We start from the raw sequence: 12,379 nt of genomic DNA, 5'->3' as shown, positions 1-12,379 counted from the left end.
TCTTTTTGCAATAAGTTCTTCTGAGACAAGCTTTTTCTCACCCATTACGCGAACGACTTTCATTGTGCCTTCCACTCCTTTCTCCTTGTCTACTACTTAATTTATTCACTCTTGTCGAAAATGGTTTGTACTTCTGTGAAAGTTGTTAAAAAAATAAAAGGGCACTCTCCTCTAGGGACAATATCCTACTAGTTGAATAGATTAAAATGTACCTAATAATAAAGGAGGCTATTCATGGGAGTATTATATATAGAAAGTTGTTGCGGTTGTGAGAGACCATTTCGAAAATGTTCCTGTTCAACAACAGAGGAAATACCGGGGAGGCTTATTCCAGATCCAGATACGCCTAGGCGTGGTTTAATTCAAGAGCTATTACGCAGGTTGACACAAGCAGAAAGTAACATACTAGCCAATTCGAATCGTATAAGAGAATGGGAACCTATAATTGAAGCAATTCAAATTTTTCTAGCTACTCAAGAAGGTAGATTGGGTGTAGTTGAAGAGTTCTTTGCGAATAATGTTGGTGAAATTGTCACGGTAGTAGCAACTTTTGATGTGATTGTGGGGGTAGTGGAAACGATAGGAACGGACGTTGTCGTAATCATAGCTCCAAATGATGATATCTTTACCATTCCATTGACAAGCATCGTTTCTGTTGCAGTTGGCGAAGGGGGCGGGATTTAGATGGATTTCGCGGAAATCTTAGCAAGATATATTGGCAGAGAGATTGAAGTATATTCCTTTGACGTTTTTTTAGAAGGTACACTGATTTCAGTGGATTCTGGTTCATTTATTTTAAGAGTTAGAAGTGGTTCCTACCTTACACCTAATCAGGAAGTGACTGTCTTTTTTATTAATGTCCAAGGAATTAGGGTATTAAGCGAAACTACTATTTAAATTCAATTCGGGAATTACAGGGGTAACCCTGTTATTCTTTTTACATTTTCCATTTATCGTAGAACCATTTCCTCCATTCAAGAAACTTTTCTTGTGAAAGATCAGAAATGCTCCCTTTTCGCAAACGTCTATTATAGAGAGGCTCTTTTATTGATGTTATTTCTAATTTATTATGGAGGAACGTGCAGATCATATAGACATCTTCAAAATACCTACCATAAGACGAGTCAGAACAAGTCCAGCCTCCCATCTGCTTTAAGACTTCCAACTTGTATACTCTCGGGGCAATCGGAAAGGGTTTATCTAAATACTTACTCGCTTCATTAGGTAATGAAAACTTTACAACTTTCCCCCGGAAGAGTTGCTTGTCTCTCTTTCTTTCTATCCATTCTACATAACGACCGTAAATCAGAGCTGTTTCTCCGTGTTGCTTAACATGTTCACCAACCTTTTCCAAGCATGTCTCCTCTAACCAATCATCAGAATCCAATTCTAATACCCATTCACCTTTTGCTATTTTCAAAGCATGATTTAAACTAGCAGCTTTTCCGATATTTTTCTCATTTTTTATAAGCTTTATGGAAGGATTAGGGCAATATTTCTCCACCCTTAATTGTGTATCATCATTAGAACCATCGTCTATTATCAGAAGTTCCCATGTCGAATAGGTTTGGTTGATTACACTTTGAATCGCCCGATCAAGATAATGACCATCATTAAAGGTGCTTATCACTACAGAAAATTTGACTGAATCAGAAATTTTGTCCACACCCCTTCAAATAATTTCCATACTATAGATTATGGTCTTTTTTAGCATTTATGAGGGGGCTTTGACATGAATATCATCATTTATCCACCTACCATTGATTGGACGTTTATGAAACAAAGGCCCCAGCAACTGATGAAACAGTTCGCCGATTTGGGGTATATCGTTTATTACTGCAATTTGACACAGCATAATAAGCCTATAGAACCATTAGCAGCTAACCTGTTCTTGGTGCATGATTTTAAGAGGTTTACACAAGACACCCTACCCCTGATAAGTAAAACAGTTTCATCGATTGGAATCTGGTGCAGCTGGGCAAAGCTGGCAAGTAAACTTCCAGCATTGAATCCGGATTGGGTTATCTACGATTGTGTCGATGAATTTTCTAGCCTCCTTCCATATGAAGAGGAGATGGTGCGAATTTCTTCTGCCATTGTTTGTACTGCCCATCGAATTTATGATCGATTGAGAAGGACTTATCCTGAAAAAGAGCTTGTTCTCATACCAAATGCATATGATGTAACACTGGGGGTGCATACCTCCCATTACCCTCCTAACAATGGTCGACAAAAAATAGGCTACATCGGGGCATGGGCTCCATGGGTGAATGTACGATTAGTTTCCCAACTGGCAAGAGCATTTCCAACATGTGAGGTTATCATCATCGGAGTCGAATTCGATAAGAAATTTTCGCTTTATCATATGGAGAACATTCGTTACTTGGGGCATCTTCCCCATGAACAATTAAAAATGCACCTAACTAGTTTGGATGTATGTATCATTCCATTCAAATTGACTCCTGTCACCCTTGCGACCAATCCTGTCAAGATGTATGAATACTTGGCAGCAGGAAAACCAGTTGTTTCAACAGGTCTTCCTGAATGTATGTTGCATCAGGGTTTGATTGATATCGCTCATTCAGGTAATGATTTTGTCCGAAAAGTAAAGGAACGTTTGGAAAACCCAGGGAATCCACAAGCAAGAGTGGACTTTGCCCTCGCCAACACTTGGCGCCATCGGGCAAACCAAGCTATGAAACTAATAGCGCTTCTATGAAGGGAGGTATAAAATGAAAGTTGCAGTCATCGTTGGAACACGGCCCGAACTAATTAAAATGGGTGCACTCATTAAAGAGTTGAAGAAACGTAATTCTCAGCACCTTTTCATCCATTCAGGTCAGCACTATGATTACCATATGGACGGAATGGTGACGGATTCTCTCAAACTACCTCCTCCTGACTACCATTTGGGAATCGGTTCAGGTTCACATGCTTCATTTACAGCAGCGATCATGCAACAGCTGGAAGCCATACTCCTGAAGGAAAAAGTAGGGATGGTGATTGTCCATGGCGATACTAACACCACTTTAGGAGCAAGCCTTGCCGCTGCGAAAATGAACATTAAGGTCACGCACGTCGAGGCCGGCCTTAGAAGCTATGATAGGAGCATGCCCGAGGAAATTAATAGGGTTCTAGTCGACCATATTTCCTCTCACCTATTTTGTCCGACAAAGGAAGCTGTGACTAACCTTCAAGCGGAAGGAATTACGAATGGTGTCCACCTTGTCGGGCAAACCCTCGTGGATGCGGTCTCAACTATATTATCAGCCGACCTTTATGACGTACTAGGCAAGTACAAACTTTCCACAAAAGATTACTTTTTCCTTACTGTTCACCGTCAGGAGAATACAGATAATCTAGACCGACTACGATCCATTTTTTCAGCTGTTATGGATCTCACGCAATTGTATCCGCACCAAATCGTTATCGCGATGCACCCTAGGACAAAGAAAATTCTTCAACAGAATGATATGTACGAAACACTTTCCATCAACTCTTCCATTCTATTATTAGACCCACCACCTAATTTTTATGAAACCATTCACCTTCAAAAACAAGCCAAACTTGTTCTTACCGATAGCGGAGGGCTTCAAGAGGAGTCCTGTATTCTAGGAAAACCATGCATTACTTTGAGAGAAAATACAGAGAGGCCAGAAACCTTACAATGCGGCTCGAATCGCCTTGCTGGCTATAAAAAGGATTCTATTATAGAGTCAGTTGCTAACAGTCTGAGTGGCTCTGGTAAATGGGTCCACCCTTATGGCAATATTGGTGTGAGCTCCACCATCGTTGATATTTTACTAGGAAGCTGAGGAGATTCTATAATGAAAGTGTTCATTCATGGATTTTATGGGGCGGGGAATGCCGGAGATGATGCCATACTCCACTCCATCATCGATCGATTAAAACAAATCAATCCCAACATTGATATTGCAGTAAGTATAAGGTCTAAAAACATACAGGCCTATTTCGGTGAAGAGTCGATCGATTACGTACTAGGAACAGACATTGCTGGTGTCTCGCGTATCATAAAAGAAAGCAGTCTGGTCATTGTTGGAGGTGGCGGACTTTTTCAGGATTATAACAGCTTTGAGCCTGAAAACCTATTTTTAAGACAAAAAGGTGCCATCAATTATTACTCCTATCCTATCATTGTTGCGAAGATGCTTAACATAAAAGTCATGCTATATGCCGTCGGAATCGGACCACTGACAAGCTCCCAATCACAGACTGCAATGAAATGGATAGCAGATAACGTGGACGAGATAACTGTGCGGGACCAACAATCTTATAACCTATTGCAGAAACTGGGTGTCACCCATCAGGTACTTTCAGCAGATCCCGTCATTAAGCTGGAGTCTGTCCAGGTAAAGCTACCAAAAAATCTAGCTAAAAGTCCAGGTTTAAAAGTGGGGTTGAATTTACGAAACTGGTCCTATGCATCAGAGAAGCTAAAAAAACTCGAACATCAGTTAATACCGCTATTAAACAATTTAGCTACTGTCTACCCCATCCATTACTATATTTTCCCATTTAACAACCTCCCATCAGAAGTGGAAAAGGCAAAACAGCTAGCAATGCAACTCACTGGAAAAGTCGATATCATCCCTTACACGGTTTCCCCCAAAGAATATAAGTATTATTTCAAGCAAATGGACCTCTTGGTTGCTATGAGGCTACATGCAAGTATATTCGCCATTTATGAAGGGGTACCGAGCATTGGAATATCTTATGATGATAAGGTTTCACTTTTTTATGAAGAGCATGAGTTAGAGAATTATTGTTTCAGCCTATATGGGGAAAATTTCAGAGAACTGCATCAACTACTATTAGACTGTATCAAGAGACCGGATTATCATAAAAGCATGTTGAAGGATAAGTTGGCACTCCTTTTAAAAAGAGAAGAGGAGAACAAGCGAGTCTTGATGCGGGCTTTAGAGAATGGTGTGAAAAATGATGAGTAGACCTTTGAAGATTGTCTTCATTGGAAGGTATACAGAGGGACAGACTGGAATTGTCCGGAGTATTTATATGGGTTTGTTAGAAAATGGACACAAGATTCACGAAATTAATCTTTCTAAAAGGCCAAAAATAATCTCCAACCCTTATCGTAATTACGGTGGATTCGGCCCAGTATTTATCAAATGGGAAATGATCAGGGATGAAGTCCTGGGTTTCAAGCCTGATATCATTTTCATCTGTGCAGGAGGGCTGACGTTCAAGTCATCAACAATGGAAAAACTAAAGAAATACTGTACGGTTATCGGGGTTACACTAAGTGACCCTGATGTATTTCCTTCTGTTAGTAAATTCGCATCAGAATTTGACATACACACTACAAACTCTCCCCTATCTTATGTAGAGTATAAAAAACTCGGATTCAATAACACTTATTATATGCCTTTTGGCATCGACTCGCGCTTCTTTACAAGCCACAAACCTGTTGAAAAATATAAATCAGATGTGTCCATCATCGGGCATTACCGGCCAAATCGCTTAGAAATTGCGGAAGAGCTTCTTAAAAGATTTGATGCAAAAATATTTGGACGTGGTTGGCCAATCCCTACCGAGGGGCCTGTTTATGATGAGGAATGGTTTAAAGCGATGTTTTCTACAAACATCATTATTAATTTCCCTACCACAGGTGCCGGCTATACAAATGTGAAGGTTGGGGTCTTTGAAGCTGCAGCAACGGGGCGTTTGATTATGACGGAGTATTTCGAGGAGATGGAGAATTTTTTTGAATACGATAAAGAAATTATAGGCTATAAAGATAAAGAGGATCTTATGACGAAGCTCGATTACTACATCCAACATCCTGCCGAAGCGAGAAAAATTGCGCTTGCCGGCCAAAAAAAATGCTTACAGCATCATACCTGGAAAATGCGCTTGGACCACTTATTCCAGTCATTCAGGTTAAAGAGCCCTCCTCTTAATTGGAATGTAGTGGAATAATAAATGAAATAAGTAAAACCGGGGCAAAGTCCCCGGTTTAATTCTATTTTATTATTAGCAAGCTGTTAAAGAGTCAAGGTAATCTTCTTACTCTCCCTCCATCAAATCACCGGAACCATCATCATAGTATTCAACCGCAATATTAACCTCTTTGGCCTCTCCGCTCTTAACTGCTTTTAACACTTCATTCAACGCTTCTTCTAAACTCAGTTCCGGGGAAAGGGTGAATCCGCTTTTAAACTTCACCTTTAAGTCCGCATGGGACACTTCATTGGACATATATATCACGCTCCTGAATTTTTTGCTTTCGTAAATACATATGCATGCAAGTAGACATTTCATGAGTGATTTATAAGATTGGAAAGTAACAGAAAGATTTATTGATAGCTTCTTACTTCCACCAGCACGTCTCTCATCTTTTCCAATTCCTCTTGCTTAACGGTGATGGTCTCTTCTAGCATTCTTTCATAAATTTTCAAAATAAGCTGGCCATACTGGTTACCAGGTACTGCCCAGCGACCGTTCAGGTCAAACCAGCCGGGAGCAATTCCTCTTGTTACAAGGTCAAAGCGCGGGTCTACCTTTGGATAGGTCGGAGGCAAAGGCTTACGGTTCGCATAGGCATAAAGATGCTGAAGATGAGCGAGTACACCCTCTTCCTTAGTGGGGAATGTTGCTCCTCTCACTTCCCCCCCTGTAGCCCCGATTCCTGCAAAGTTGTTTTGGTCTCGCTTTACAACCCCTGTAAATCGGAAATAGTTTGTTTCATGGATGGCTTGGGCGAACGCTATATCACCACGAATATTGTAGGCTTTTCCCAGTTCAATATAGTAATCACCAAGTAATGGGGCATTGGGGTTGATGGTCTTCACGAAGGCATCAAGTTCTTCTGCTTTCATTACCGACTGCCCTTCAATGGATACACCATTCGGCTCTGGATCAGGTTGAGGGGGAGTGGGTGGAGCGGGAGTCGGTTCAGGTGTTGGCACAGGTGCTGACGGCATGGTAGCTTCGACAAGTATAAACGCTTCTGTTCTAAGCTTCTTGATTGATTCTACAAGTTTTTCCGCATTTTCCCTTTCTTTAAATGCACCCGCTTGCACGCGAAAATATGGTGCGCCATTCAGTTTCGTCGTTACAACAAAAGCACTGATTCCTTTTTGTTGCAAAAATCCCAATCTTGCTTCTGCGTTTTTTCTATCCTTAAAAGAACCTGCAATGACTTTATACAAATTGGTGGTCACCTTCCTTGGCAGGGCCAAAGCTTTTGCGATTCCTTCCCCGATTGCTGCCGCCACATCCTCCTTGAAGCTTTCATGCTGGATGAGTGCACGATCCTCGGTTGTATCCAGAAACAGGATTTCCAATAGGACAGACGGCATGGATGTTTCTCTTAACACATGAAAGTTCGCCGCTTTGATCCCTCTATCTCTTCTATTGTATTTCCCAGTAACTACATTAATGACTTCCCTATGAATGATTTCTTGAAAAGTTTTTGATTTACTAGAAAAGGTATTTGTACCATTGAACCGATAACTTTCAAAACCCGTCCCTCCACCAGCATTATGATGTATGGAGCAGAAGAAGTCCCCTTTTACTGAGTTAGCGAGATTAGTTCTTGCTTCCAAGCTGACAGTGGAATCTCCCTCTCTTGTCATCAACACCTTCACTTCATATTCTTTCTCCATATATGCTCTCACACGTTTGGCAATATCTAAGTTTACTACTTTTTCTTGGAGCCGCTGAAATACAGCCCCCGGATCCTGTCCACCATGTCCAGGGTCTAATACTATCAATTTCATTTGATTATTCCCTCCTTATGCTATAGAATATGCTAGATTTGGGAGGAGGGATTGGGTGAATGGGGAGTTCGCAGTCTATTTTTAGAGATTAATTAGAAGTATTGTGCCCGAGGCAACTCTATCAAAGTATGTAATCACATAAGAGGGGCTATAGCCCGTCCCATTTTATTTCAGAACAAAATGTCAGAAATGACCTGACATCTTTACTTCTTTTTCTTTACTTGCTGGAGAGTATTGACTAAGTTTAAATACTCCTCATAAATACCAATATCAAACCGCTCACCGTCAACAACTTTTCCAAAACATTCTTCTTGTGATAATAAATCTTTGATTGCATCAGTTAGCTGTAGCTCTCCACCTGCTGAAGGTTGTTGTTTTTGATCTAATATTGAAAGAATCGCAGGAGAAAAAACATATCTCCCAATCACTGCATAATTGGAAGGCGCATTCTTACTTGGTTTTTCTACTATATCATCCAATTTAAATAATCCTTTTCCCTTTTCCAAACCACTTATCACACCGTAATGCTTCAATTTTGATTCCTCTACCTCTTTTATCCCAATGATTGATTTATTAAATTTATTGTACTGGTTTACAAGCTGTTTTAACGCTGGCTCCTTATTTGAAAGCATAATATCATCAGGCAAAAGGACAGCAAATGGTTCATCTCCAATGAAATGCTTACCAAGCCTTATTGCATCTCCCAGCCCTTTAGCATATGGTTGGCGGATATAATGAATCGGTATTGGGGGAACTGGAAGGATGTCTATAAGATGATGTTTATTTTCCCTCTCCAGAAATGCCTCAAGCTCTAATGATTCATCAAAATAATCGACAATCATGTTTTTCTTTTTTGATACAATCATCAATATTTGTTCAATGCCGGCTTCGATAGCTTCCTCCACCACATAGTGGATAGCAGGCTTTAAACCTACCGGAAACATCTCTTTTGGTAGTACCTTAGTGATGGGTAAGCCCCGTGTCCCGTAGCCTGCTGCTGGTATTATCGCTTTTTTAACCACACTAAACCCCTCATTTCCCGTCTTTTTCATATCGTATTCATGATTAATAGACCAGAATGTTGTCTTATGGAAAAAGGGCGTTATACTCATATTCCCTCATTCTATTTGGGCGGTATATTCGTCACAATCCGTCTTTGTCCTGTAATAGTATAGTAAGAGAAATTGCCTGGTTTTATATTGGTTAAACCCAAAAGGAGTGTAAGCCTTGAACATATGCATTATAGGAGCCGGTTATGTAGGGCTCACCACCTCTGCCGTACTGGCGGAATTCGGACATCGTGTTCATTGTGTGGATATCAATTCAGATAAAATTCAAAAGCTTCAAGAAGGGAATGTCCCCATTTACGAACCGCAATTAAAGGAATTAATCTGTAAAAATAACGAAAAAATTACTTTTTCAACAAATCTACCCGATGCCATTCAGAGTTGTACCGCCATCTTTGTGACAGTCGGAACTCCTAGTTTAATAGACAGAAGCCCTGATTTAAGTTTTCTTTATTCTGTCTTCACAACCATTGCACAATATCTTCATAGTTATAAAGCTATCTTTATTAAAAGTACCGTGCCACCTGGGACAAATCAAAAAATGCACCATTTTCTGCTGGCAAAGGGAGTATCCCCTTCCCTGTATAACATCGTGTCAAACCCTGAATTTTTGCGGGAGGGCTCTGCAATAAAAGATATGTTCCATCCAGATAGAACGATCGTAGGGATAGCAGATGATGATAAACGCTCCGAAGCGATAGCAAAGGAGATCTATCAACCTTTAAGCGCCCCATTTATCGTTACAAGCTGGAATGGAGCAGAAATGATCAAATATGCATCTAATGCCTTTCTTGCCACTAAAATTTCATTCATCAACGAAATATCCCGAATTTGTGACTTATATGAGGCGGATGTCACGGATGTTGCAAAAGGCATGGGAGCGGATCCAAGGATTGGCCCACTTTTTCTTCAGGCTGGAATAGGATACGGTGGATCTTGTTTTCCGAAGGATTTACAAGCATTACAGCATATTGCCGTTGCCAAATTGGTCAGCACCCCCATTTTGGATGCAGTGCATGAAGTAAATTCCAGCCAACTGGATTGCTATATAAAAAAATTACAGGAAGACCTTCCTTCTATCCGGGATAAAAAAGTGACTGTCCTTGGAATAGCGTTTAAACCGAATACAGATGATACAAGGCATTCCCCTGCGATAGCACTTATTCAACAGCTGCATTCCCTGGGAGCCGACGTTCATGCCTATGATCCTAAGGCCTTTTTACCGGCTGATTTGCGTCATTTAGCCACACAACATAAATCACTAAAATCATCCTATATTGATTCAGAAGCGGTCATCATAGCCACAGATTGGCCGGAGATATGTCAACTAGACCTGAAGCATGTGAAAGCACATCTCAAGGGTAATTTAATCCTCGACGGCAGAAACTGTATGAATAAGGAGGAAGTATTGGGATATGGACTGAACTATAAAGGGGTTGGACGTGGATGAAAGTTTTAGTTACGGGAGCTGCAGGTTTTATAGGCTCCCATCTATGTGAAAAACTTCTAATGGAGCCAACCTGCGAAGTAATCGGAGTGGATACCTTCATCGGCCCTACACCACCATCCATCAAAAAGAAGAATATTCATGCCTTAAGAAAACACCCTTTCTTCACCTTTCAAGATTTGAATCTAGTACACTGTGACCTTCATCAACTGTTAAATGGGGTGGATGTCATTTATCACCTGGCCGCAATACCTGGAGTGAGAACGAGCTGGGGAGAAGAATTTACCCCTTACGTGAACCATAACATCCTTATGACACAACGCCTTTTGGAAGCGGCGAAAGATTACAACATTAAGCGATTCATCTATATATCCACCTCCTCGGTATATGGAGAAAAAGCTGGGAAGGTTTCAGAAAGAGCATTTACAGAACCATTGTCCCCCTATGGCATAACAAAGCTTTCCGGGGAGCACTTATGTAGAGTTTATTCAAAAAGCTTTGGGCTTCCTCTTGTCATATTGCGCTACTTTACCGTTTATGGACCTAGACAGCGACCTGACATGGCCTTCCATCGCTTCATCAAACAACTACTGACGAACCAGCCAATCACTGTTTTTGGAGATGGGTTGCAGTCGAGGGATTTTACCTATATCGATGATTGTGTGACAGCAACGAAAGCGGCATTAACATCGGATGATGCAATTGGTGAAACTATTAATATTGGTGGCAAAGAAAGAGCAACTGTACTGGAAATCATCGCATTATTAGAACATATTACAGGAAAAAAAGCTTCTCTCTCTTTTTCTGATACGGTAAAAGGTGAGCCAAAACACACATGGGCCGATATTGGAAAAGCCGAGAAACTGCTTAATTATTCCCCTTTAACCTCCTTAACCGATGGACTGGAAAGGGAATACCATTATTTGAAGGACTTATATGGAGAAGTGTTGACATGAAATTAGCCATTATTTGTACAGAGAAGCTTCCGGCCCCCTCGATAAAAGGAGGGGCCATTCAAATGATGATCGATGGGGTAACCCCTTATCTTTCAAAGACTTATAACTTGACCATTTTTTCTGTCTCTGATCCAGAACTTCCAGATCGTGAAGAAGAAAATGGTGTCCAATATATCCGCTTTCCACGGGAAGAGTATCGGTTCCACGTGGCCAACGAACTGATTCATCATCAATTTGATGTGATTCATGTATGTAACAGACCAAAGAATGTCCTTTTATATAAACAATCTGCCCCTGAAAGTAAATTTATCTTAAGTCTACACAATGATATGTTTTCGGAAAAAAAACTTGCTGAAGCTGAAGGGAAAGAAGTGGTGGAGGTCGTTAGTGCCATTACGACGGTCAGTAACTATATTAAACAAACGATTATCAAACGGTTCCCCGAAGCAGAAGAGAAAATAAGAGTGGTGTACTCCGGTGTTGATTTATCTTCCTATCCATTAATAAAAAGTAAGGAATGGCATCAGCTGAGGAGTAGTTTCCGTAAGAGGTACAATCTTGACGATAAAAAAGTCATACTTTTTGTTGGACGTTTGAGTAAAACAAAAGGCCCGCACCTCCTAATCCAGGCTATGCAAAGATTAGAAAAAAAACACGAAAATCTTGTTCTGCTGGTAGTTGGAGGGAAATGGTTCAGTGATGATGGAATGAATCGATATGTGCATACGCTATACAAATTAGCACAGAAGTTAAAGGATAAAGTGATATTCACAAAATACATTCCTGCAAATTTGATTCATGAAGCCTTTATCTCAGGAGATGTGTTTGTATGCAGCTCACAATGGAATGAACCATTAGCAAGAGTGCACTATGAAGCAATGGCAGCCGGAATCCCTTTGATTACAACCAACCGGGGGGGAAATGCAGAAGTGGTCCTCCATAACTTTAATGGGCTTATAATAGACGATTACAGCAATCCCTCCGCTTTTGCAAATGTCATTAATTATGTACTCAAAGAGCCGGAAATTTGTGGATGGATGTGCCATAATGGAAGAAAATTCATTGAGGTCAACTTCACTTTCAAACACGTAGCCGATCGCCTTATGTCTGTATATGAGAATGCTTTCCTCTAGTTTGGATCATACAGAA

At 40.6% G+C, this 12,379-nt stretch carries 13 protein-coding genes; 9 read left to right on the top strand and 4 right to left on the bottom strand.

Annotated features, from left to right (window positions below; all coding sequences use genetic code 11):
- The first annotated feature begins 234 nt into the window (after window positions 1–234).
- Together MKY77_RS07910 and MKY77_RS07905 are read left to right on the top strand one after the other, a co-directional pair.
- Window positions 235–684, top strand: a complete 450-nt coding sequence (locus tag MKY77_RS07910; RefSeq protein ID WP_339149680.1) for a hypothetical protein — start codon at window positions 235–237, stop codon at window positions 682–684.
- Complete coding sequence (locus tag MKY77_RS07905; protein ID WP_339149679.1) at window positions 685–897, top strand: hypothetical protein; 213 nt, start codon at window positions 685–687, stop codon at window positions 895–897. It abuts the gene before it with no gap.
- 40 nt (window positions 898–937) lie between these two features.
- Here MKY77_RS07905 and MKY77_RS07900 read toward each other — a convergent pair whose 3' ends face one another.
- Window positions 938–1,630 carry a glycosyltransferase family 2 protein gene (locus tag MKY77_RS07900; protein WP_342515684.1) on the bottom strand — a complete coding sequence of 231 codons (693 nt, stop codon included), beginning with the start codon at window positions 1,628–1,630 and terminating at the stop codon, window positions 938–940.
- A gap of 102 nt (window positions 1,631–1,732) precedes the next feature.
- Between MKY77_RS07900 and MKY77_RS07895 the strand changes: the two genes are divergently transcribed.
- From MKY77_RS07895 to MKY77_RS07880, 4 genes are read left to right on the top strand one after another with little or no spacing between them, the layout of a single operon-like run.
- Window positions 1,733–2,719, top strand: a complete 987-nt coding sequence (locus MKY77_RS07895; RefSeq protein WP_339149677.1) for a glycosyltransferase — start codon at window positions 1,733–1,735, stop codon at window positions 2,717–2,719.
- 13 nt (window positions 2,720–2,732) lie between these two features.
- Window positions 2,733–3,815, top strand: coding sequence for a UDP-N-acetylglucosamine 2-epimerase (non-hydrolyzing) (gene wecB, locus MKY77_RS07890; protein WP_339149676.1), 1,083 nt, complete (start codon window positions 2,733–2,735; stop codon window positions 3,813–3,815).
- Between the two features lie 12 nt (window positions 3,816–3,827).
- Window positions 3,828–4,967: a polysaccharide pyruvyl transferase family protein gene (locus MKY77_RS07885; protein WP_339149675.1), complete on the top strand. Its 1,140-nt coding sequence runs from the start codon at window positions 3,828–3,830 to the stop codon at window positions 4,965–4,967.
- Window positions 4,957–5,958: a glycosyltransferase gene (locus tag MKY77_RS07880; protein WP_339149674.1), complete on the top strand. Its 1,002-nt coding sequence runs from the start codon at window positions 4,957–4,959 to the stop codon at window positions 5,956–5,958. Before MKY77_RS07885 ends, MKY77_RS07880 begins: the two co-directional genes overlap by 11 nt.
- Window positions 5,959–6,045: 87 nt before the next feature.
- On the opposite strand, the gene MKY77_RS07875 is transcribed toward MKY77_RS07880, so the two are convergent.
- The 3 genes from MKY77_RS07875 to MKY77_RS07865 all read right to left on the bottom strand — a co-directional run bounded on the left by MKY77_RS07875 (window position 6,046) and on the right by MKY77_RS07865 (window position 8,782).
- Window positions 6,046–6,237, bottom strand: coding sequence for a hypothetical protein (locus MKY77_RS07875; RefSeq protein ID WP_339149673.1), 192 nt, complete (start codon window positions 6,235–6,237; stop codon window positions 6,046–6,048).
- A 98-nt stretch (window positions 6,238–6,335) separates the two neighbouring features.
- Entirely contained in the window at window positions 6,336–7,760 is a 1,425-nt protein-coding gene (locus tag MKY77_RS07870) for an N-acetylmuramoyl-L-alanine amidase (protein ID WP_339149672.1), read from the bottom strand.
- A 203-nt stretch (window positions 7,761–7,963) separates the two neighbouring features.
- Complete coding sequence (locus MKY77_RS07865) at window positions 7,964–8,782, bottom strand: UTP--glucose-1-phosphate uridylyltransferase (RefSeq protein WP_339149671.1); 819 nt, start codon at window positions 8,780–8,782, stop codon at window positions 7,964–7,966.
- Between the two features lie 205 nt (window positions 8,783–8,987).
- Here MKY77_RS07865 and MKY77_RS07860 point away from each other — a divergent pair, with 205 nt between their 5' ends.
- The 3 genes from MKY77_RS07860 to MKY77_RS07850 are packed head-to-tail and all read left to right on the top strand — an operon-like array spanning window position 8,988 to window position 12,363.
- A complete protein-coding gene (locus MKY77_RS07860; RefSeq protein WP_339149670.1) occupies window positions 8,988–10,277 on the top strand; it encodes a UDP-glucose/GDP-mannose dehydrogenase family protein in 1,290 nt (429 codons plus the stop codon).
- Window positions 10,274–11,230, top strand: a complete 957-nt coding sequence (locus MKY77_RS07855) for an NAD-dependent epimerase/dehydratase family protein (protein WP_339149669.1) — start codon at window positions 10,274–10,276, stop codon at window positions 11,228–11,230. The genes MKY77_RS07860 and MKY77_RS07855 overlap by 4 nt, the downstream gene beginning before the upstream one ends.
- The gene (locus MKY77_RS07850; RefSeq protein ID WP_339149668.1) at window positions 11,227–12,363 is read left to right on the top strand and encodes a glycosyltransferase family 4 protein; all 1,137 of its coding nucleotides are present in this window, start codon (window positions 11,227–11,229) and stop codon (window positions 12,361–12,363) included. The genes MKY77_RS07855 and MKY77_RS07850 overlap by 4 nt, the downstream gene beginning before the upstream one ends.
- Window positions 12,364–12,379: the final 16 nt, after the last annotated feature.

The sequence above is a fragment of the Sutcliffiella sp. FSL R7-0096 genome (assembly GCF_038595065.1).
In the GTDB taxonomy this organism is placed as follows: Bacteria; Bacillota; Bacilli; order Bacillales; family Bacillaceae_I; genus Sutcliffiella_A.
The sequence above is the reverse complement of the archived record's forward strand: the minus strand, read 5'-3'. Positions and strand labels throughout refer to the sequence as shown.